20 protein-coding genes are annotated in these 19693 nt (G+C 69.1%); 14 read left to right on the top strand and 6 right to left on the bottom strand.

All coding sequences use genetic code 11. From position 1 onward, the window contains the following. The first annotated feature begins 33 nt into the window (after positions 1 to 33). The 3 genes from SNOV_RS10640 to SNOV_RS10650 all read left to right on the top strand — a co-directional run bounded on the left by SNOV_RS10640 (position 34) and on the right by SNOV_RS10650 (position 2454). On the top strand, positions 34 to 747 hold the full coding sequence (locus tag SNOV_RS10640) for an ABC transporter ATP-binding protein (protein WP_187291143.1): 714 nt from the start codon (positions 34 to 36) through the stop codon (positions 745 to 747). Positions 748 to 830: 83 nt separating this feature from the next. Next, a complete protein-coding gene (locus SNOV_RS10645) occupies positions 831 to 1223 on the top strand; it encodes a DUF6867 family protein (protein WP_049785817.1) in 393 nt (130 codons plus the stop codon). Positions 1224 to 1353: 130 nt separating this feature from the next. Continuing rightward, positions 1354 to 2454, top strand: a complete 1101-nt coding sequence (locus SNOV_RS10650; protein WP_013166934.1) for a branched-chain amino acid ABC transporter substrate-binding protein — start codon at positions 1354 to 1356, stop codon at positions 2452 to 2454. Between the two features lie 148 nt (positions 2455 to 2602). Here SNOV_RS10650 and SNOV_RS23800 read toward each other — a convergent pair whose 3' ends face one another. Both SNOV_RS23800 and SNOV_RS10655 read right to left on the bottom strand, forming a co-directional pair. Continuing rightward, positions 2603 to 2782 (bottom strand): hypothetical protein, encoded by a 180-nt coding sequence (locus SNOV_RS23800; protein WP_187291112.1) that lies wholly within the window; start codon positions 2780 to 2782, stop codon positions 2603 to 2605. Between the two features lie 36 nt (positions 2783 to 2818). Next, positions 2819 to 3550, bottom strand: coding sequence for a cytochrome c biogenesis CcdA family protein (locus SNOV_RS10655; protein WP_013166935.1), 732 nt, complete (start codon positions 3548 to 3550; stop codon positions 2819 to 2821). Between the two features lie 126 nt (positions 3551 to 3676). On the opposite strand from SNOV_RS10655, the gene SNOV_RS10660 reads away from it, so the two are divergent. The 4 genes from SNOV_RS10660 (at position 3677) to SNOV_RS10675 (ending at position 7790) form a co-directional block, all read left to right on the top strand. Next, a complete protein-coding gene (locus SNOV_RS10660) occupies positions 3677 to 4669 on the top strand; it encodes a P1 family peptidase (protein WP_013166936.1) in 993 nt (330 codons plus the stop codon). A gap of 130 nt (positions 4670 to 4799) precedes the next feature. Continuing rightward, positions 4800 to 5999 (top strand): quaternary amine ABC transporter ATP-binding protein, encoded by a 1200-nt coding sequence (locus SNOV_RS10665; protein ID WP_013166937.1) that lies wholly within the window; start codon positions 4800 to 4802, stop codon positions 5997 to 5999. Positions 6000 to 6012: 13 nt separating this feature from the next. Continuing rightward, on the top strand, positions 6013 to 6867 hold the full coding sequence (locus SNOV_RS10670) for an ABC transporter permease (protein WP_013166938.1): 855 nt from the start codon (positions 6013 to 6015) through the stop codon (positions 6865 to 6867). Between the two features lie 68 nt (positions 6868 to 6935). Beyond that, positions 6936 to 7790, top strand: coding sequence for a glycine betaine ABC transporter substrate-binding protein (locus SNOV_RS10675; protein ID WP_013166939.1), 855 nt, complete (start codon positions 6936 to 6938; stop codon positions 7788 to 7790). Positions 7791 to 8075: 285 nt separating this feature from the next. On the opposite strand, the gene SNOV_RS10680 is transcribed toward SNOV_RS10675, so the two are convergent. Next, positions 8076 to 8444, bottom strand: a complete 369-nt coding sequence (locus tag SNOV_RS10680; protein ID WP_013166940.1) for a hypothetical protein — start codon at positions 8442 to 8444, stop codon at positions 8076 to 8078. Positions 8445 to 8612: 168 nt separating this feature from the next. Between SNOV_RS10680 and rpe the strand changes: the two genes are divergently transcribed. The 3 genes from rpe (at position 8613) to purB (ending at position 10920) form a co-directional block, all read left to right on the top strand. After that, complete coding sequence (gene rpe, locus SNOV_RS10685; protein ID WP_013166941.1) at positions 8613 to 9299, top strand: ribulose-phosphate 3-epimerase; 687 nt, start codon at positions 8613 to 8615, stop codon at positions 9297 to 9299. A gap of 15 nt (positions 9300 to 9314) precedes the next feature. Continuing rightward, positions 9315 to 9539: a hypothetical protein gene (locus SNOV_RS10690; RefSeq protein ID WP_013166942.1), complete on the top strand. Its 225-nt coding sequence runs from the start codon at positions 9315 to 9317 to the stop codon at positions 9537 to 9539. A gap of 73 nt (positions 9540 to 9612) precedes the next feature. Further along, entirely contained in the window at positions 9613 to 10920 is a 1308-nt protein-coding gene (gene purB / locus SNOV_RS10695) for an adenylosuccinate lyase (RefSeq protein WP_013166943.1), read from the top strand. Between the two features lie 11 nt (positions 10921 to 10931). Here purB and SNOV_RS10700 read toward each other — a convergent pair whose 3' ends face one another. From SNOV_RS10700 to SNOV_RS10710, 3 genes are all read right to left on the bottom strand, one after another. After that, entirely contained in the window at positions 10932 to 11633 is a 702-nt protein-coding gene (locus tag SNOV_RS10700; RefSeq protein WP_013166944.1) for an SH3 domain-containing protein, read from the bottom strand. Positions 11634 to 11759: 126 nt separating this feature from the next. Then, positions 11760 to 14729: an SH3 domain-containing protein gene (locus tag SNOV_RS24230; RefSeq protein WP_013166945.1), complete on the bottom strand. Its 2970-nt coding sequence runs from the start codon at positions 14727 to 14729 to the stop codon at positions 11760 to 11762. A 187-nt stretch (positions 14730 to 14916) separates the two neighbouring features. Beyond that, positions 14917 to 15240 (bottom strand): DUF1476 domain-containing protein, encoded by a 324-nt coding sequence (locus SNOV_RS10710; protein WP_013166946.1) that lies wholly within the window; start codon positions 15238 to 15240, stop codon positions 14917 to 14919. Positions 15241 to 15523: 283 nt separating this feature from the next. Here SNOV_RS10710 and purC point away from each other — a divergent pair, with 283 nt between their 5' ends. From purC to purL, 4 genes are all read left to right on the top strand, one after another. Next, positions 15524 to 16333, top strand: coding sequence for a phosphoribosylaminoimidazolesuccinocarboxamide synthase (gene purC / locus SNOV_RS10715; protein ID WP_013166947.1), 810 nt, complete (start codon positions 15524 to 15526; stop codon positions 16331 to 16333). Between the two features lie 144 nt (positions 16334 to 16477). Then, positions 16478 to 16720, top strand: a complete 243-nt coding sequence (purS, locus tag SNOV_RS10720) for a phosphoribosylformylglycinamidine synthase subunit PurS (protein ID WP_013166948.1) — start codon at positions 16478 to 16480, stop codon at positions 16718 to 16720. Between the two features lie 4 nt (positions 16721 to 16724). Next, positions 16725 to 17423, top strand: a complete 699-nt coding sequence (gene purQ / locus SNOV_RS10725) for a phosphoribosylformylglycinamidine synthase subunit PurQ (protein WP_013166949.1) — start codon at positions 16725 to 16727, stop codon at positions 17421 to 17423. A gap of 51 nt (positions 17424 to 17474) precedes the next feature. Beyond that, positions 17475 to 19688: a phosphoribosylformylglycinamidine synthase subunit PurL gene (purL, locus tag SNOV_RS10730; protein ID WP_013166950.1), complete on the top strand. Its 2214-nt coding sequence runs from the start codon at positions 17475 to 17477 to the stop codon at positions 19686 to 19688. Positions 19689 to 19693: the final 5 nt, after the last annotated feature.

The following is a 19693-nucleotide window of genomic DNA, read 5'->3' on the forward strand; positions in this document are numbered from 1 at the left end:
GCCGCGGCGGTTCCCGCCCGCGCCGACGCGCCCATGCTGTCGGTGCGCGGGGTCAAGACCTTCTATGGGAACATCATGGCGCTGAAGGGCGTCGACGTGGACGTCCACAAGGGCGAGATCGTCACCCTCATCGGCTCCAACGGCGCCGGCAAGTCGACGCTGATGATGACCATCTTCGGCCAGCCGCGCGCCCGCGAGGGCTCCATCGTCTATGAGGGCCGCGACATCACGCAGATGCCGACCCACGAGATCGCGCAGCTCAAGATCGCGCAGTCGCCGGAAGGCCGGCGCATCTTCCCGCGCATGACCGTGTTCGAGAACCTGCAGATGGGCGCCTCGGTCGACGGCTTCGCGCATTTCGACGAGGACCTCCTCAAGGTCTTCACCCTGTTCCCGCGGCTGAAGGAGCGCATCAACCAGCGCGGCGGCACGCTGTCGGGCGGCGAGCAGCAGATGCTCGCCATCGGCCGCGCGCTGATGAGCCGGCCGCGCCTCCTGATGCTCGACGAGCCCTCGCTCGGCCTCGCCCCGCTGATCGTGCGGCAGATCTTCGACGCCATACGCGAGCTCAACCGCTCGGAAGGGCTCACGGTCTTCCTCGTCGAGCAGAACGCCTTCCACGCGCTCAAGCTCGCCCATCGCGGCTACGTGCTGGTCAACGGCCTCGTCACCATGTCCGGCGAGGGCAAGGAACTGCTGGAGCGTCCCGAAGTGCGGGCCGCCTATCTCGAGGGAGGGGCGCACTGATGGCCATCCGCACCGGAACCCTCATCGCCCAGGGCGCGCCGGCGAGCCCCGCCGTGCTGGTGCCCGGCCTCGTCGTGCTGCTCATGGTGCTGTCCTTCCTGTTCCTGCCATGGGCTGTGGTCGAGGTCTCGCGCGGCGACTTCCTGCTCGTCACCATCTTCCTCGGCGGCGGCGCGGCCTGGCTCACCGGCCGCTCCATCGCCGGCACCTGGCGCAGCTACCGGCAGGCGGTGATCTACGCCGTTCTGCTCGGCTGCGTGGTGCGCTTCTTCCACTACGCGCTGTTCGAGGGGACGCTGCTGTCGTGGCACTATTTCCTCACCGACACGGCGTTCCTGCTGGCGGTCACGACGCTCGGCTTCCGCGCCGAGCGCGCCAAGCAGATGGGCACGCGCTATGGCTGGCTCTATCGGCAGGCCGGTCCGTTCGGCTGGACCGAAGGCGTCCCATCGGCAACCCACGGAGATACCGCGTGAGCGTCTCCGCAACCTTTCGCTTCGTCATCGACACGGACACGGAAAAGGGCATGATATCGGCCCGAGGCGAGTGTCACCGGGCCGACGAGGCAGCGAGATCAACTCCCTTCCAGAACCAGGAGAGAAGTTCATGAAGAAGCTTCTGTTTGCCGGTATCGCGCTCGGCGCCATGGCGGCTCTCGCCGCCCCGGCCTCGGCGCAGGTCAAGGTCGGCGTGGGCGGCCCGATGACCGGCGCCAACGCGACCTTCGGCGCGCAGCTCAAGAACGGCGCCGAGCAGTGGGTCGCCGACGTCAACGCCAAGGGCGGCATCCTCGGCCAGAAGGTCGAGCTCTTCGTCGGCGACGACGCGGCCAAGCCCGAGCAGGGCGTGTCGGTGGCGAACAAGTTCATCGCCGACGGCGTGAAGTTCGTGATCGGCCACTTCAACTCGGGCGTGTCGATCCCGGCCTCCGAGCAGTATGCCGAAGCCGGCGTGCTCGCCATCTCCCCGGCCTCGACCAACCCGAAGCTGACCGAGCGCGGCCTCAAGGAAGTCTTCCGCACCTGCGGCCGTGACGACCAGCAGGGCGCCGTGGCGGCCGAGTACATCGTCAAGAACCTGAAGGGCAAGAAGGTCGCGATCGTTCACGACAAGACCCCCTACGGCAAGGGTCTGGCGGACGAGACGCAGAAGGCGATGAAGGCCGCCGGCGTCAAGGAAGTGCTCTACGAAGGCATCAACCCGGGTGAGAAGGACTACTCGGCCCTCGTCTCCAAGCTGAAGGCCGCGGGCACCGAGATCCTCTACTACGGCGGCCTGCACACCGAGGCCGGCCTGCTGGTCCGCCAGATGCGCGACCAGGGCATGAACACCGTGCTCTTCTCGGGCGACGGCATCACCGACAAGGAGTTCTGGACCATCGCCGGTCCGGGCGCCGCCGGCACGCTGATGACCTTCGGTCCGGACCCGCGCAAGAACCCCGCCGCCGCCGCGGTCGTCGAGGAGTTCAAGAAGAAGGGCATCGATCCGGAAGGCTACGTGCTCTACTCCTACGCCGCCGGCCAGGTGATCCAGCAGGCTGCGGAAGCCACCAAGTCGACCGACCCCAAGAAGGTCGCCGAGTACATCCACTCGGGCAAGCCGTTCGACACCGTCCTCGGCAAGCTGATGTTCGACAAGAAGGGCGACCGCACCAACCTCGACTACGTGGTCTACGTCTGGAAGGACGGCGGCTACACCGAGCTCTGAGCCGGCGCGCCCGAAAGGGACGCCCTCTCGGCGCACCCTCGGACCTGATACGACACGACCCGCCGGAGCGATCCGGCGGGTTTTGTTTTGGGTCGATGGTTCGGGCGTCATCCCCGGGCTTGACCCGGGGATCCACGACTTGTCCGGCTCACCCTGGAAGAAAGACGTGGATGGCCAGAACTCGGGCCTGCCCGAGTTCTGTTTCAAGCAAACCGCCATCGGCAAATGCCGACGGCGGGCCAAGCCCGGGCATGACGTCGAGATTGTTTACGCGATCCCGGATCGGCCTGCGGCCGTCCGGGTTGACGCGCGGAGAGAGGAACGTCATCCCCGGGCCTGGCCGGGGATCCACGACTTGTCCGGCTCAGCCGAAGCGCGACAGGGCCGGGAAGGTCTCCAGCAGCCAGAAGCTCGCCGTGGCCATCCAGCCGGACAGGAAACCGATGCCGGTGAGCACGAGCAGCGCGCCCATCACCTTCTCCACCATCGGCAGATAGCGCCGCGCATGGCCGAGCAGGCCGAGCGCCGGACGCGCCATCGCCGCCACGGCGAGGAAGGGCACGCCGAGCCCGGCGGAATAGATGGCCAGCAGCCCCGCGCCGCGCGTCAGCGTCTGCTCGCTCGCCGCCACCGCGAGAATCGCCGCCAGCACCGGCCCGATGCAGGGCGTCCAGCCGAAGGCGAAGGCGAGGCCCATCGCATAGGCGCCGACGAGGGTAGTCGGCGCGTCGACATGCACGCGCTTGGTCTGGGTGAGCCACCCGAAGCGCAATATGCCCAGGAAGTGCAGCCCCATCAGCAGGATGGCCACGCCGGCGACGACGGCGAGCTCCTGCGAATAGAGCCGCAGATACGCCCCGGCCACCGAAGCGCCAGCCCCCAGCGCCACGAAGACGGTGGAGAAGCCGGCGACGAACAGCGCCGCCGCGCCCAGCGTGCGCCAGGCGGCGGTGTCGGTCGGCGCCTTGTGCGTGATCTGGTCGAGGCTGGTGCCGGCGAGGTAGCACAGATAGGGCGGCACCAGCGGCAGCACGCAGGGAGAGGCGAAGCTGGCGATGCCGGCCACGAAGGCGGCCGGAAGCGTGACGTCGGCCATGAAAGGAGCAACCTTGCCGTTCCGAGGGCTTCCCCTTGCACGCCCGCGCTGGCTTATGCAATGCGACGGGTTAACCCTCGCCGTGATGTGATGCCCGCGGGTAAGCCGTTTCAAGGAAGAGGTTCGATGCGCAACCTGATCACCGACGTCGCCGGCCTCAAGGTCGGCCATGCTACCGACCTCGACCTCGCCTCCGGCGTCACCGCCATCCTGTTCGACGAACCGACCGTCGCCTCGGTCGATGTGCGCGGCGGCGGGCCGGGCACGCGCGAGACCGACCTGCTGGCGCCGGACGAGACGGTCGGCGCCATCCACGCGGTGACGCTGTCGGGCGGCTCGGCCTTCGGCCTCGATGCCGGCGCCGGCGTCATGGCGTGGCTGGCCGAGCGCGGCATCGGCTTCCCGGTCGGCACGGCGGTGGTGCCGATCGTGCCGGGCGCGGTGCTGTTCGACCTGATCAATGGCGGCGACAAGGACTGGGGCCGCTTCGCCCCCTATCGCGACCTCGGCTATGCCGCGGCGAACGCTGCAAGCCTCGACTTCGCGCTCGGCACGGTCGGGGCCGGCACCGGCGCCACCACGGTGAACCTCAAGGGCGGGCTCGGCTCGGCCTCGATGGTCGCCGCCTCCGGCCACACGGTCGGCGCGCTGGTGGCGGTGAACGCCTGCGGCGCCACCAATCTCGGCGACGGCGGACATTTCTGGGCGGCGCCCTTCGAGAACGACGGCGAGTTCGGCGGGCTCGGCCTGCCCTCCCCGCTGCCTGCCCTGCCCGACCGGCCGGCGCTGAAGGGCCTGCCGCCGGGCGCGAACACCACGATCGCCATCGTCGCCACCGACGCCGTGCTCACCAAGGCGCAGTGCAAGCGGCTCGCGGTGATGGCCCATGACGGCTACGCCCATGCCATCTGGCCGGTGCACACGCCGCTCGACGGCGACACCATCTTCGCCGCCGCGACGGGCAAGCGCCCGCTCACCGATCCCGTCTTCGACCTCGCGCTGATCGGCGACGCGGTGGTGCGCAGCCTCGCCCGCGCCTGCGCCCGCGCCGTCTACGAGGCGACCGCCCTGCCCCAGCCGGGCACGCTGCCGGCGTGGCGGGACCGTTTCGGCGGATGAGAGACCGCCCCTATTGACGGGGCCGCAATAAGCGCGACGTCTTGTCGTCTTTGACGCGCCGCTTGTCGCATATGTCCAATCGGCAGGGCAGCCATGCGCCCGACACTCCCCTTGATAAAGAGGGGAGCGCATGACCGAGAAACGGCCGCGCATCAGGGTCCGCGGACTGACCAAAATCTTCGGCGACGAAGCCGGGGCAGCGTTGTCGCTGCTCCAGGCCGGGCAGAACCGGGCCGACATCCTTAAAGCGACCGGTGCCGTCGTCGGCCTGCAGGATGTCAGCTTCGACGTCGACGAGGGCGAGATCCTCATCGTCATGGGCCTGTCGGGCTCGGGCAAGTCGACCTGCCTGCGCTGCATCAACCGGCTGATCGAGCCGACCGCCGGCAGCGTCCTCATCGACGATACCGACGTCACCAAGCTCGCCGAGCGCGAACTGATGGAGCTGCGCCGCACCCGCTTCGGCATGGTGTTCCAGCAATTCGCGTTGTTCCCCCACCGCACCATCCTGAAGAACGTCGAATACGGCCTGGAAATCCAGGGCGTGGCGGCCGACCGGCGGCGCGACAAGGCGCTCGCCGCCATCGAGACGGTCGGGCTGAAGGGCTGGGACCAGCACTACCCTTCCCAGCTCTCCGGCGGCATGCAGCAGCGCGCCGGCCTCGCCCGCGCGCTGGCGCTCGACCCGGACGTGCTTCTGATGGACGAGGCCTTCAGCGCCCTCGACCCGCTGATCCGCCGGGACATGCAGCAGGAGCTGGTGGCGCTGCAAAGACGCCTGAAGAAGACCATCGTCTTCGTCAGCCACGACCTCGACGAGGCCATCGCGCTCGGCGGGCGCATCGTGCTGATGAAGGACGGGCGCGTCGTCCAGCAGGGCACCGCCGCCGACTTCCTCGCCAACCCGGCGGACGAATATGTGCGCCGCTTCGTCGAGCATATCGACGTGCTCGGCGTCGTCACCGCGGGCGACGCCATGCGCCAGCCGGCGGCGGTCAAGGCCTGGCACAGCACGGCGGCGGAAGCGCTGGCGAGCCTCACCCAGTCCGGCGAGCCGGTGATGACCGTCGTCTGCCATGAGGGCCGCTTCCAGGGCACGGTCGATGCCGCGACGCTGCGCGGCGCCGGCGAGACCGAGCTGCGCCTGCTGCTCAGCGACCGCGAAGCCTTCGTCTCCGGCACCGCCACGCTCAACGAGGCGGTCGCCAAGCTCGCCGCAGGCCGCGGCGAGATCGCCGTCATCGGCCCGACGGGCGAGCTCGCCGGGGTCATCGCCAACGCCGATCTCGTCGCCGCGCTCGCCCGCCGGCGGTCCGAGACGGAGCACTGAAAGGGGCACGGCGATGGAATTCGAGATCCCGCGCATCCCGCTCGCCGAATGGTGCGACATCGCCCTCGACTGGGCGACCGAGCACTTCTCCGGCGTCACCCGCGCCATCAGCGCGGTCATCGGCACCGGCATCGAGGAGATCACCGATTTCCTCGTCGGCCTGCCGCCATGGCTGGTCATCGTCCTCTTCGGCCTGCTGATCTGGCGGCTGACCACCGCCCGCATCGCGCTCTTCTCGATGCTCGGCTTCGCCTTCCTGTGGAACCTGGAGCTGTGGCGGGCGACCATGCAGTCGCTCGTGCTGGTGCTGGTCTCGACCCTGTTCGCGCTCGCCATCGGCATCCCGATCGGCATCGGCGCCGCGCTCAGCAAGCGCTTCTGGCGCGTCGTCGCGCCGGCGCTCGACATGATGCAGACCATGCCGAGCTTCGTTTACCTGATCCCGGCCATCCCCTTCTTCGGGCTCGGCGCGGTGTCGGCGTGCTTCGCGACCATCGTCTTCGCCATGCCGCCGACCATCCGGCTGACGGCGCTCGGCATATTGGAGACGCCCTCGCAGCTGGTGGAGGCGGCGGACGCCTTCGGCTCCAGCCGCTGGCAGAAGCTGTTCAAGGTGCAGCTGCCGCTCGCCATCCCCACCATCATGGCCGGCATCAACCAGACCATCATGCTGGCGCTCTCCATGGTGGTGATCGCCGCCATGATCGGCGCCGGCGGGCTCGGCGGCGAGGTGTGGAAGGCGATCCAGCGGCTGGAAGCCGGACAGGGCTTCCAGGCCGGCATCGCCATCGTGGTGCTCGCCGTCATCCTCGACCGCATCACCCAGCACATCGCCCGTCACATGCGGCGCGACCGCGAGGGCGTCTGACCCTCACCAACGGAAGCAGAAAAACGACTTCCGACCCCGAACAACCTTTTCAGAGCGGAGCAACGACAATGTCGATCCTCGGAAAATTCGTGCAGACGGCGGCCGTCGCCGCCACCGCCCTCGGCCTCGCCATGGGTGCGGCGCAGGCGGAAAAGAAGGACCTCACCATCGCCTATGTGGAGTGGTCCGACGCGGTGGTCGCCACCAACATCATCAAGACCGTGCTCGAGGACAAGGGCTACACGGTGAAGATCGTCCCGCTCTCCGGCGCCGCCATGTGGCAGGCGGTGGCGACGGGCGAGGCCGACGCCATGGTCGCGGCCTGGCTGCCGGCCACCCACGCCGCCTACAACGCCAAGCTGAAGGGCAAGGTCGTCGACCTCGGCCCGAACGTCACCGGCGCCAAGATCGGCTGGGCCGTGCCGACCTATGTCGACATCGCCACCATCGAGGACATCAAGAAGGACCCGGCGAAGTTCGGCGGCAAGGTGATCGGCATCGATCCGGGCGCCGGCCTGATGAAGGCGTCGGAGAAGGCGATCAAGGACTACGACCTGCCGGTGAAGCTGGTCGAGGGCTCGGACGCCACCATGGTCGCCGCGCTCAAGGACGCCGCCGCCAAGAAGGAGCCGATCGTCGTCACCACCTGGACGCCGCACTGGATGTTCGCCGAGTGGGACCTGAAGTACCTCGCGGACCCGAAGGGCGTGTTCGGCGGCGAGGAGACGGTCAACACCGTGGTCTCGACCAAGCTGAAGGAAGAGGCGCCGGAAGCCTACAAGATCCTCGACAATTTCAGCCTCTCGCTCGACGACGAGCAGAAGGTGATGGTCGAGAACAACAAGCCCGGCGCGGACCCGGCCGCCACCGCCAAGGCCTGGGTCGCCGCCAACAAGGCCAAGGTCGACGCCTGGACCAAGTGAGACGCTGGACCAAGTGACCGGGAGGCCTGGCGGCCCGACCACAAAATCTTCCCTCATCCCCGGGCTTGACCCGGGGACCCAGTCCTTGCGCCGCGGGTTCGCACGGCAGGACTCCGGGCGGCAGGAACTTGGGCTCGCCCGAGTTCCTCGTTGCGGCGACCGAAGTCGGCAGATGCCGACTTCGGGGGTCACCCCCAATCCCCTCCTGACGATCGCTGCGACGCGTCGCGCGTCGTCAAACTCGAAGGCCGGGCATGTCCCGGCCTTCTCTTTTGCGGAGGACGGTCAGGGGCAGGGTTCCCAGAAGCCGGTCGTGCGCTGCGGATTGGTGTAGTACCAGCAATAATTCGGCTGGGGCGGCGGGCCGACCAGATTGGCGGCGGCGACCCCGGTGAGGAAGCCGAGCGCGGCGCCGGCGGCCACCGCGCCACCGGGCGGCCAGTAGCGGCGCGGATTCACCACCACCACGCCGCCGCCGCGCGGCACCGGGCCGTAATAGCGGCCGGGGCCGTAATAATGGCCCGGCCCCCAAGCGGCGGCGCAGCCGCGCCCGCCGCAACCGGCAGCCCGCCACGCATTGGCCTCCTGCGCCGTGCCCATGAAGCCGGCGACCGACAGCACCGCCACCGCGGCGAGCACGCTCTTGCTGATCATGCGAAATCCCCCTGAAAATTCCTCGGGCCGGCCGGCGCCACGCCGGAATCGCCCCCGGCCATGGTTGGGCTTTTCCGCAGGCCGCACAATAGCACCGGCCTTTGTTGCCGCGTCGCGACCGCCATGCTAGGGCGCGCACCAGCCGGAACACGCGGCCGGAGACCCGACATGACCCAGCGCCCGCTCATCATCTCGCCTTCCATCCTTGCCAGCGACTTCGCGCGCTTCGGCGAGGAGGTGCGCGCGGTCGACGCCGCCGGCGCCGACTGGATCCATATCGACGTGATGGACGGGCATTTCGTGCCGAACATCTCCTTCGGCCCGGACGTGGTGAAGGCGATCCGCCCGCTCTCGTCCAAGCCCTTCGACGTGCATCTGATGATCGCGCCGGTCGACCCGTATCTGGAGGCCTTCGCCAAGGCCGGCGCCGACCACATCAGCGTCCATGCCGAGGCCGGCCCGCATCTGCACCGCTCGCTGCAGGCGATCCGCGCGCTCGGCAAGAAGGCGGGCGTCGCCATCAATCCCGCGACCCCCGCGAGCATGATCGAGAACGTGCTCGACCTGATCGACGTCATCATCGTGATGACGGTCAATCCCGGATTCGGCGGCCAGGCCTTCATCGCCCCGGTGATGGACAAGGTGCGGCAGATCTCGGCGCTGGTCGGCGACCGGCCGATCGACATCGAGATCGACGGCGGCGTGACCCACGACACCGCCCCCGCCTGCATGCTCGCCGGCGCCAATGCGCTGGTCGCCGGCTCGGCCGTGTTCAAGGGCGGTGCGAGCGCCTATGCCGGCAACATCAAAGCCATCCGCGACGCCGCCCTGCGCGCGCGCGGCGAACTGGTGTGACGCGGAGTGACGACGATGGAAGCCCACGCGAACGGCGACGAGCTGCGGAGAATCCTGTGCCGGCTGGAGATGGGCATGGTGCTCACCATCCCGGACCGGTGGCTCGACCGCAACATCACCGGTACCCGCGTCGCCCGCCTGCAGCTGATCGAGGAGATCGCGCACAAGTTCCACTGCGTCTGCCATCATGAAATGGACGGCGTGCGCTTCGAGCGCCAGGGTTTCCCCTTCACCGGCTGAGCGCGCGGGATTTGTCCCGCACCCGGCTATCTGCTAGAGCGCGGGCACTCGCTTCAGCCCGAAAGAGCCGCCCGTGATCCCGCGCTATACCCGCCCCGAAATGGCCGCCATCTGGGAGCCGCAGACGCGCTTCCGCATCTGGTTCGAGATCGAGGCGCACGCGACCGACGCGCTGGCCGAGATCGGCGTGGTGCCGAAGGAGGCCGCGGCCAAGATCTGGGAGATGGCGAAGGACGCCACCTTCGACGTCGAACGCATCGACGAGATCGAGGCGGTCACCAAGCACGACGTCATCGCCTTCCTCACCCATCTCGCCGAGATCGTCGGGCCGGAGGCGCGCTTCGTCCACCAGGGCATGACCTCGTCCGACGTGCTCGACACCTGCCTGTCGGTGCAGCTGGTGCGTGCCGCCGACATCCTGATCGCGGATGTCGACCGCCTGCTGGCGGCGCTGGAGGCGCGCGCCTTCGAGCACAAGATGACGCCGACCATCGGCCGCTCGCACGGCATCCATGCCGAACCGACCACCTTCGGGCTGAAGCTCGCCCAGGCGCATGCCGAGTTCCAGCGCAACCGCGCCCGTCTCGTCGCGGCGCGGGCGGAAGTGGCCACCTGCGCCATCTCCGGCGCGGTCGGCACCTTCGCGCAGATCGACCCGCGGGTTGAGGAATATGTCGCGGCGAAGATGGGGCTCGCGGTCGAGCCGGTGTCGACGCAGGTGATCCCGCGCGACCGCCACGCCGCCTATTTCGCCGCGCTCGGCGTCGTCGCCTCCTCCATGGAGCGCGTCGCCATCGAGATCCGCCACCTGCAGCGCACCGAGGTGCTGGAGGCGGAGGAGTTCTTCTCCGCCGGGCAGAAGGGCTCCTCGGCCATGCCGCACAAGCGCAACCCGGTGCTGACCGAGAACATCACCGGCCTCGCCCGCCTCGTGCGCGGCATGGTCACGCCGGCGCTGGAGAACGTCGCGCTCTGGCACGAGCGCGACATCTCGCACTCCTCGGTCGAGCGGATGATCGGGCCGGACGCGACGGTGACGCTCGACTTCGCGCTCAACCGGCTCGCCGGCGTGGTCGAGAAGCTGATGGTCTACCCGGAGAATATGCAGAAGAACCTCGACCGCCTCGGCGGTCTGGTGCATTCGCAGCGCGTGCTGCTGGCGCTGACCCAGAAGGGCGCGTCACGCGAGGACGCCTATCGGCTGGTGCAGCGCAACGCCATGCCGGTCTGGCGCGGCGAGGGCGAGTTCCAGACCCTGCTCACCAATGATGCGGAAGTGCGCCAATATCTGACGGCTGAGGAGATCGCCGAGAAGTTCGACCTCGGCTATCACCTCAAGCACGTCGATACGATCTTCAGGCGCGTCTTCGGACGCGCCTGAAGCCGGCGGGCTCAGAAGCGCCGGCCGCCGAAGCCGCGGCCGAAACCGCCGCCGCGCCACACGGCCGGACGGCCGAAGCTGCCGGCGCGATACACCGGACCGCGGAAGGCGGGGCCGCGGAAGCCGCCGGCGCGATAGACCGGACCGCGGAAGCGCGGACCGCCGCCCCAATAGACCGGGCGGCCACGCCAGCCGGGACGAGCGCCCCAGCCCGGACGGTTCCAGCCCGGACGGTTCCAGCCCGGACGGTTCCAGCCGGGGCGATTCCAGCCCGGGCCCCAATAGCCACCGCGCCAATAGGCGCGCCGCCAGCCCGGACCCCAGCCCCAGCCGGGACCCCAGCCCCAGCCCGGGCCATAGCCCCAGCCCCAGCCATCGTTCCAGGCCGAGCCGACCGCCGCACCGAGCGCGAAGGCGCCGACGCCGAGGGCGACGTCATCGGCGTAGTAGTCGGGGCTGACGACGACGCTGGTGCCGCCGCCGGCGATGAAGCTGGCGCTCACCCAGCCGCCGCCCACGCGGCACCAATTGCGGGTGCAGCCGCCCACGCTGACGCGGGCGCCCGCCGGCAGCGAGCCGATCACACGGTAGTTCGTTCCCGGCCCGCTGCGGACATTCACCGTGTTGGTGATCACCGCCGCGGATGCCGCGTTCACGACGCTGCCGGCGACCAGAAGGCCGGCGGCCAGCGCCAACGACTTAACGAGACTCATTTTCATCTCCCTAAGGCGCGTGAAGCGCCGCCGGTCGTCGCCTGGGCGGCCGGTTCTTAATCTTCGGTCCCAACCACGTCCGGCGGAATTGGTTGCATCACCTATCCGCGCGCAGGGCGGCAGGGCTCACCAGATGCCGGCGCGCGGCTGCCAGACCACCGGCCGGCCGGCATATTCCGGTCCCTCGGCATAGGGGCCCTGCCAGCGCGGTCCGAGGCCATAATACCAGCTCGCCGCCTGCGGCAGGCGGCCCTCGCCGCGGCGCGACCAGTAGTAATTGCCGCGCCGGTCGCCGCGATAGGCACGCGTCCGATAGCCGGGATGGACGTTCCAGAAGGTGGTGCGCCCGCCCCAATAGCTCGGCCGCGCACCCCAGTTGGACGGGATGTTGCGGCCATGCAACCCCGGCCCCCAGTAGCCCGGACCCCAGCTCGTGCGCCAGTTGGTCCAACCAAGGCCGCGGCCATAGCCGCCCCAATTGCTGTCGATGCCGCCCAGCGTCTCCACCACAGGCAGGCTGGCGGCGGTGGCGACATAGTCGCTCTGCGGATAGGCCTCCGCCGGATAGGCGGCATAGGCCGGCGCGGTGGCGACGAGGGCCGGGTCGACATAGGCGGCGTTGGAATAGTCGCCGCCGGAGACGACCGCCGGCCGCGCCAGCAAGGTGCCGGCATCGGTTCCGGCGCCGTTCAGATGGCGGGCGCTGACATAGCCAAATTGCGTCTGGCACCAGCTTCCCGAGCAGCCCACCACATCCACCGGCGAGCCGGCCGGTAGCGTGCCGAGCACCTCATAGGACGTGCCGGGGCCGCTGCGCACATTGAGGTTCGACAAGGTGGTCGCGGTGTAGGCGCCGCCGGCCGAATCCAGCGCGGCACCCGGCGCGCCGAGATAGCGCGGCGCCTGCGAGGGCGAGATCGGCACGATGCCCATATTGTTGCCGAGCGGGTAGTTGCGCGCCGCCGGCACGGACTGGGTCCGGCGATAATTGGTGCCGCTGCCGGCATAGGCGGGCGCGGCGCCCGGCAGGGCGCCGGCCTGGCCGAGCACGGTGCCGGCGAAGGCGCCCTGGCTGACATGGCGGGCGCTGACATAGCCGTACTGCGTCTGGCACCAGCTGCCCGTGCAGCTCACGATATTGACCGGGGAACCGGCCGGCAGGGTGCCGAGCACGCCATAGGCAACGCCCGGGCCGCCGCGCACATTCACATTCGCCGTCGTCGTCGCCGTGCCCGCCGCGCCATAGGCGGCGCCGGCCGAGGGCGCATAGGCGCGACCCGCCGTCGGATAGCCGAGCGCCGCGGCGCCGGCGACCTGCGGCACCGGCCGGGCATAGCCGGCAGCCGGTGTGGAACCGGGCGTATAGCCCGCCGCATAACCGCCCTGCACGCCGGAACCCGGCGCGCCATAGCCCATCGCCGCCTGCGTCGCCGCGTTCCAGGCGATGGAGTCACGCGTCTGGGAACCCGGCACGCGCGGCTGCGCTTCGGACGTCAGAACCTGCTGCACCGGCCCGCGCGAGAGCAGGTAGATGCTGATGTAGCCTTCATTGGTCTGGCACCACGCATTGGCACAGTTCGTCACCTCGACCTTGGTGAAGTCGGGCAGCGTCTTGGTCACGGGGTAATCGACGCCGGGACCGCTGCGCACATTGGTCTGGCCGATGGTGGTGCGCGGCCCGGCCATGGTGGTGTTGCTGCCGGGATGATCCTCGGTCGGATCGTGCGGGCCCGCCGCCGAGCGTACAGCCGTGGCCGTCGCCGGAGCGGCGCCGTAGCCGAGAGCCGCCGCGCCGGCGACCGGAACATTCACGACCGGGGCGGCGCGCGGCGCGACCGGCGCGGTCGCCGGCGCGGCATAGGCCGGAGCGCGCGGGATCGCGGCGGCGGCATTATAGGGCTGGCGGTAATTCGTGCCGGTGCCGGCATAGGCCGGCGCGTAGCCGGGGACGTTGCCGGCATAGCCCGCCCCGCCCTGCGACAGCAACCGGGCGCTGATGTAGCCGTATTGGGTCTGGCACCAGCTTCCGGTGCAGGCGACGACGCTCACCGGCGAGCCCGCCGGCAGCGTGCCCAGCACGCCATAATTCATGCCCGGGCCGCCGCGCACATTGGCATTGGCCGTGGTCACCGCGCCGCCGCCTGCGCCATAGGCGCCAGCAGTCGTGGGCGCATAGCCGCGCGCGGCCGGGGCGTAGGTGCCGGCCAGTTGCGGCAGCGGACGGGCATAATTGGCGGCGGGAAGGCGCGGCGCGCCGACGGGCGCATAGGCGCCGGCGACGCCACCCGCCGCATAGCCGCCCTGTACGCCCGAGCCCGGCGCGCCATAGCCCATCGCCGCCTGCGTCGCCGCGTTCCAGGCGATGGAATCACGCGTCTGCGAACCCGGCACGCGCGGCTGCGCTTCCGAGGTCAGAACCTGCTGCACCGGCCCGCGCGAGAGCAGGTAGATGCTGATGTAGCCTTCATTGGTCTGGCACCACGCATTGGCGCAGTTGGTCACCTCGACCTTGGTGAAGTCGGGCAGCGTCTTGGTCACGGGGTAATCGACGCCGGGGCCGCTGCGCACATTGGTCTGGCCGATGGTGGTGCGCGGCCCGGCCATGGTGGTGTTGCTGCCGGGATGATCCTCGGTCGGATCGTGCGGGCCCGCCGCCGAGCGTACAGCCGTGGCTGTCGCCGGGGCTGCGCCGTAGCCGAGGGCCGACGCGCCGGCGACCGGAACGCTCGCGGCCGGGGCCGTGTAGGCCGGCGCGCGGGCGATCGCGGCGGCGGCCGCAGCGTTATAGGGCTGGCCGTAACTCGTGCCGGTGCCGGCATAGGCCGGCGCATAGCCCGGGGCGGCGCCATAGCCCGCCGCGCCCTGCCCGAGCAGTCCGGCGCTGATGTAGCCGTACTGCGTCTCGCACCAGTTGCCGGTGCAGCTGACGACGTCCAGCGGCGAGCCGGCCGGCAGCGTGCCGAGCACGCCATAGGCCGTGCCCGGGCCGCCGCGCACATTGGCGTTGCGCGTCGTCATCGACGGCCATGCGCCGGCGACGAGTGTTCCCGCGACCACCAGCCCCGAAGCCAGCGCGAGGGGTGTCCTGAACCGCATCGGTCCCTCCCCGCCGTCGCCACCGTCATGGACGGCAACGGCCAGGGTCAGGGATGCCCCGAAAGCGGAACTTTCGCAATAAAATGGGTGGAAAATGGTTGCCAAGGTGCAACCAGCATGCTTGCCGCGCCCGACGATTCGGGGGCGAGGCCGGCCGCGTGCCGCGGCCGGCGCAGACCTCGGAACGTCAGGCCTGGCTCTTCAGCGACTTGACCGCTTCTTCGAGAAGCTCGTCCATGGTCCGGCGGATGCGGTGCTCGGAGACGTCCACACCCTTGGCCTCGAAATCGGCCTTGAGCTTGCGGAACACGTCCTGGTCGCCGCCCTCTTCGAGGTCCGCTTCGATGAGCGCCAGCGCATAGGCGTCGACATCGGCGCCGGTCAGACCAAGCTTGTCCGCCGCCCACAGGGCGAGCGCCTTGTTGCGACGCGCCTGAGCCTTGAACTTCAAGGCTTCGTCATGGGCGTACTTGGCTTCGAACGCGTCTTCGCGGTCGTTGAACGTGCTCATAACTATTCGCCCCGTGGCTGGGTAGATCGCGGGCTTGATTATCCTGCCCCCGCCCCCAAATCAACGCCGACGAGACATCTCGCCGGCTCCTACGTCAATGTGACGCTCATGCTGCCTGTGCAGGCCCGTTGCGCGCTCCGGTGTTTGTATCCGTTCCCCCGATCGGCTAGTGTCCGCCCGTGGGCGCTGGTGCCATGCGAGACGAATCGTCAGAGCGCGAGCAGATCGCGCAGAAGTGCGGCGCCCCAGCCGTTAACCCGGAACCGAAGCCCCGGCACCCTAAATGGACTTCCTCAACCGACGGTACCCACCCATGAGCCGCCGCCGCCGCATTTATGAAGGTAAGGCGAAGGTCCTCTATGAGGGCCCCGAGCCAGGCACGCTGATCCAGCACTTCAAGGACGACGCCACTGCCTTCAACAACAAGAAGCACGACGTCATCGACGGCAAAGGCGTGCTGAACAACCGCATCTCGGAATATGTCTTCCTGAAGCTGAACGAGATCGGTGTCCCCACGCATTTCATCAAGCGGCTGAACATGCGCGAGCAGCTCATCCGCGAGGTCGAGATCATCCCCCTCGAGGTCGTGGTGCGCAATGTCGCCGCCGGCTCGCTGTCGAGCCGCCTCGGCATCGAGGAAGGCACCCAGCTTCCGCGTTCGATCATCGAGTTCTATTACAAGAACGACCAGCTCGGCGACCCGATGGTCTCCGAGGAACACATCACGGCGTTCGGCTGGGCCACCACCCAGGAGATCGACGACATCATCGCGCTGGCGATCCGCGTGAACGACTTCCTCTCCGGCCTGTTCCTCGGCGTCGGCATCCGCCTCGTCGACTTCAAGATGGAATGCGGCCGGCTGTGGGAAAACGACATGATGCGGATCGTCGTCGCCGACGAGATCAGCCCGGATTCCTGCCGCCTGTGGGACATCAAGTCGAACGACAAGCTCGACAAGGACCGCTTCCGCCGCGACATGGGCGGCCTCGTCGAGGCCTATTCGGAAGTCGCCCGCCGGCTCGGCATCATGTCCGAGAACGAGCGGCTCCAGTCGAGCGGCCCGGTGCTGGTGAAGTCCGAGCCGGAGAAGTGAGGCTGGATGGCCCGTTGCGCCTGCTTCGGGTCAGCCATCCACATTCGCGCATTGAGCCGTTCGCGGCCAGATGATAGGCGGGGGCCGCAAAGCCCCCGTTTCTATTTGCCCCGCTACCGTTTGCAGAGAAGCTAGAGTGGTCCCATGAAGGCGCGCGTCCTCGTCACCCTGAAATCCGCCGTGCTCGATCCGCAGGGCAAGGCGATCGAAGGCGCGCTGCGCTCGCTCGGCGTGCCGGGCGTGGCGAGCGTGCGCCAGGGCAAGGTGTTCGACGTCGAGCTCGACGGCAACGACCCCGCCAAGGCCGAGGCGACGCTGAAGGACGCCTGCGAGAAGCTGCTCGCCAACACGGTGATCGAGACCTACCGCATCGAGTTCGTGGGCTGACGCCATGAAATCCGCCGTCCTCGTCTTTCCCGGCTCCAACCGCGAGGGCGACGTCGCGCGCGCGCTCGAGCACGTCTCCGGCAGCAAGCCCGCGCTGGTCTGGCACGCCGAGACCTCGCTTCCCGCCGGCACCGACCTCGTCGTGCTGCCCGGCGGCTTCTCCTATGGCGACTATCTGCGCTGCGGCGCCATCGCCGCCCGCGCCGCCATCATGGACGCGGTGCGCGACCACGCCGCCCGCGGCGGGCTGGTGCTCGGCATCTGCAACGGCTTCCAGATCCTGTGCGAGAGCGGCCTGCTCCCCGGCGTGCTGGTGCGCAACGCCCGTCTGCGCTTCATCTGCCGCGAGGCGCTGCTCAAGGTCGAGCGCAACGACACGCCCTTCACCCGGCGCTATTCCAAGGGCGCCATCGTCCGCTACCCGGTCGCGCATGGCGAGGGCAACTACACCGCCGACGCCGAGACGCTGAAGCGGCTGGAGGACGAGGGCCGCGTCGTGTTCCGCTATGTGATGGCGGACGGAAGGCGCGACGACACCCAGGTGCTCAACGGCGCCGCCAACTCCATCGCCGGCATCATCTCCGAGAAGCTGAACGTGCTCGGCCTGATGCCGCACCCCGAGAACCATGTCGACCCGCTCGTCGGCCCGACCGATGGTCGAGCCATGTTCGAGAGCCTCGTCGGGGCGCTGGAGCGGGCGTGAGCCTCGCGCCGCCCTCGCCCGCCCTGACCGAAAACAAATGACGGCCCGCGCATGACCGCCCACGAACCCAAGATCACCCCCGAGCTCATCGCCGACCACGGCCTGAAGCCGGACGAGTACCAGCGCATCCTGAAGCTGATCGGCCGCGAGCCCAGCTTCACCGAGCTCGGCATCTTCTCCGCCATGTGGAACGAGCACTGCTCGTACAAGTCCTCGCGCCTGCACCTGCGCGGCCTGCCGACCAAGGCGCCGTGGGTGATCCAGGGACCGGGCGAGAATGCCGGCGTGATCGACATCGGCGACGGCCAGGCCGCCGTGTTCAAGATGGAGAGCCACAACCACCCGTCCTATATCGAGCCCTATCAGGGCGCGGCGACGGGCGTGGGCGGCATCCTGCGCGACGTCTTCACCATGGGCGCGCGCCCGATCGCCGCGCTCAACGCGCTGCGCTTCGGCGATCCCAAGCACCCGCGCACCCGGCACCTCGTCGCCGGCGTGGTGGCGGGCATCGGCGGCTACGGCAATTCCTTCGGCGTGCCCACCGTGGGCGGCCTCGTCGGCTTCCACACCCGCTATGACGGCAATTGCCTCGTCAACGCCATGGCGGTCGGCCTCGCCGACACCGACAAGATCTTCTACGCCAAGGCGACCGGCGTCGGCCTGCCGGTGGTCTATCTCGGCTCCAAGACCGGCCGCGACGGCATCCACGGCGCCACCATGGCCTCGGCCGAGTTCGGCGAGGGCGCGGAGGAGAAGCGCCCGACCGTGCAGGTGGGCGATCCCTTCGCCGAGAAGCTGCTGTTGGAAGCCTGCCTCGAGATCATGGCCGCCGGCTGCGTCGTCGCCATCCAGGACATGGGCGCGGCGGGCCTGACCTGCTCGGCGGTGGAGATGGGCGCCAAGGGCGACCTCGGCATCGAGCTCGACCTCGACAACGTGCCCTGCCGCGAAGAGGGCATGAGCGCCTATGAGATGATGCTCTCCGAGAGCCAGGAGCGCATGCTCATGGTGATCGCGCCCGGCAAGGAAGAGCAGGCGGAAGCCATCTTCCGCAAATGGGGGCTCGACTTCGCCATCGTCGGCCACACCACCGACAATCTGCGCTTCGTCGTGAAGCACAAGGGCGAGGTCAAGGCCGACCTGCCGATCAAGGAGCTGGGCGACGAGGCCCCGCTCTATGACCGCCCCTGGACCGAGACGCCCAAGCAGCAGCGCATCGACCCCGCTTCGCTCGACATCACCGCGACCATTCCCGGCGCGCTGGAACGCCTCGTCGGCTCGCCCGACTTCGCCTCCAAGCGCTGGATCTGGGAGCAGTACGACCACATCATCCTCAACAACACCGTGCAGCGCCCCGGCGGCGACGCGGCGGTGGTGCGGATCGACGACGGCCCGAAGGGGCTGGCGATCACCTGCGACGTCACCCCGCGCTATTGCGAGGCCGACCCGTTCGAGGGCGGCAAGCAGGCGGTGGCGGAAGCCTGGCGCAACATCACCGCCGTCGGCGGCAAGCCGCTGGCGATCACCGACAATTTGAACTTCGGCAATCCCGAGCGCCCGGAGATCATGGGCCAGCTCGTCGGCTGCCTGCGGGGCCTCGGGGAGGCCGCCCGCGAGCTGGAATTCCCGGTCGTCTCCGGCAATGTCAGCCTCTACAACGAGACCTTCGGCCGGGCGATCCTGCCGACCCCGACCATCGGCGGCGTCGGCGTGCTCGCCGATGTCGAGAAGATGGCCACCATCGACTTCAAGGATAATGGCGAGATCATCCTGCTGGTCGGCGAGACCGCCGGCTGGCTCGGCCAGTCCGCCTTCATGTGCGAGATCCTCGACCGCGAGGACGGCGCCCCGCCGCCGGTGGACCTCGCGCTGGAGCGCCGCAACGGCGACTATGTGCGCGCGCTGATCGAGGAAGGCCTCGTCACCGCCGTGCACGACGTCTCCGACGGCGGCGTGCTGATGGCGCTGGCGGAGATGGCCATGGCGTCGGGCATCGGCGCCAACCTCGTCGCCCCGCCGGCCGACATCAACCCCTACGCCTTCTGGTTCGGCGAGGACCAGGCGCGCTACGTGATCACCCTGCAGAGCAGCGCCAAGGCGCTGGTGCTGCGGCGCGCCGAACTCGCGGGCGTGACCATCGCCAAGCTCGGCACCACCGGCGGCGACCGATTGAATATCCCGGGCGAGCGCCCAATTGTAATGGACGCGCTGCGCGAGCGGCACGAGGCCTGGCTGCCCATCTATATGGGCGCGGGCCTGATGTGAGGGAG

Origin of the sequence: Ancylobacter novellus DSM 506, from assembly GCF_000092925.1 — a bacterium.
In the GTDB taxonomy this organism is placed as follows: Bacteria; Pseudomonadota; Alphaproteobacteria; order Rhizobiales; family Xanthobacteraceae; genus Ancylobacter; species Ancylobacter novellus.

What these genes read in the sequence shown, in the direction of transcription:
- SNOV_RS10640 (WP_187291143.1), top strand. Translation starts at nt 34, where the DNA reads ATGCTGTCGGTGCGCGGGGTCAAGACCTTCTATGGGAACATCATGGCG.
- SNOV_RS10645 (WP_049785817.1), top strand. Translation starts at nt 831, where the DNA reads ATGGTGCTGTCCTTCCTGTTCCTGCCATGGGCTGTGGTCGAGGTCTCG.
- SNOV_RS10650 (WP_013166934.1), top strand. Translation starts at nt 1,354, where the DNA reads ATGAAGAAGCTTCTGTTTGCCGGTATCGCGCTCGGCGCCATGGCGGCT.
- SNOV_RS23800 (WP_187291112.1), bottom strand. Translation starts at nt 2,782, where the DNA reads ATGACGTTCCTCTCTCCGCGCGTCAACCCGGACGGCCGCAGGCCGATC.
- SNOV_RS10655 (WP_013166935.1), bottom strand. Translation starts at nt 3,550, where the DNA reads ATGGCCGACGTCACGCTTCCGGCCGCCTTCGTGGCCGGCATCGCCAGC.
- SNOV_RS10660 (WP_013166936.1), top strand. Translation starts at nt 3,677, where the DNA reads ATGCGCAACCTGATCACCGACGTCGCCGGCCTCAAGGTCGGCCATGCT.
- SNOV_RS10665 (WP_013166937.1), top strand. Translation starts at nt 4,800, where the DNA reads ATGACCGAGAAACGGCCGCGCATCAGGGTCCGCGGACTGACCAAAATC.
- SNOV_RS10670 (WP_013166938.1), top strand. Translation starts at nt 6,013, where the DNA reads ATGGAATTCGAGATCCCGCGCATCCCGCTCGCCGAATGGTGCGACATC.
- SNOV_RS10675 (WP_013166939.1), top strand. Translation starts at nt 6,936, where the DNA reads ATGTCGATCCTCGGAAAATTCGTGCAGACGGCGGCCGTCGCCGCCACC.
- SNOV_RS10680 (WP_013166940.1), bottom strand. Translation starts at nt 8,444, where the DNA reads ATGATCAGCAAGAGCGTGCTCGCCGCGGTGGCGGTGCTGTCGGTCGCC.
- rpe (WP_013166941.1), top strand. Translation starts at nt 8,613, where the DNA reads ATGACCCAGCGCCCGCTCATCATCTCGCCTTCCATCCTTGCCAGCGAC.
- SNOV_RS10690 (WP_013166942.1), top strand. Translation starts at nt 9,315, where the DNA reads ATGGAAGCCCACGCGAACGGCGACGAGCTGCGGAGAATCCTGTGCCGG.
- SNOV_RS10700 (WP_013166944.1), bottom strand. Translation starts at nt 11,633, where the DNA reads ATGAGTCTCGTTAAGTCGTTGGCGCTGGCCGCCGGCCTTCTGGTCGCC.
- SNOV_RS24230 (WP_013166945.1), bottom strand. Translation starts at nt 14,729, where the DNA reads ATGCGGTTCAGGACACCCCTCGCGCTGGCTTCGGGGCTGGTGGTCGCG.
- SNOV_RS10710 (WP_013166946.1), bottom strand. Translation starts at nt 15,240, where the DNA reads ATGAGCACGTTCAACGACCGCGAAGACGCGTTCGAAGCCAAGTACGCC.
- purC (WP_013166947.1), top strand. Translation starts at nt 15,524, where the DNA reads ATGGACTTCCTCAACCGACGGTACCCACCCATGAGCCGCCGCCGCCGC.
- purS (WP_013166948.1), top strand. Translation starts at nt 16,478, where the DNA reads ATGAAGGCGCGCGTCCTCGTCACCCTGAAATCCGCCGTGCTCGATCCG.
- purQ (WP_013166949.1), top strand. Translation starts at nt 16,725, where the DNA reads ATGAAATCCGCCGTCCTCGTCTTTCCCGGCTCCAACCGCGAGGGCGAC.
- purL (WP_013166950.1), top strand. Translation starts at nt 17,475, where the DNA reads ATGACCGCCCACGAACCCAAGATCACCCCCGAGCTCATCGCCGACCAC.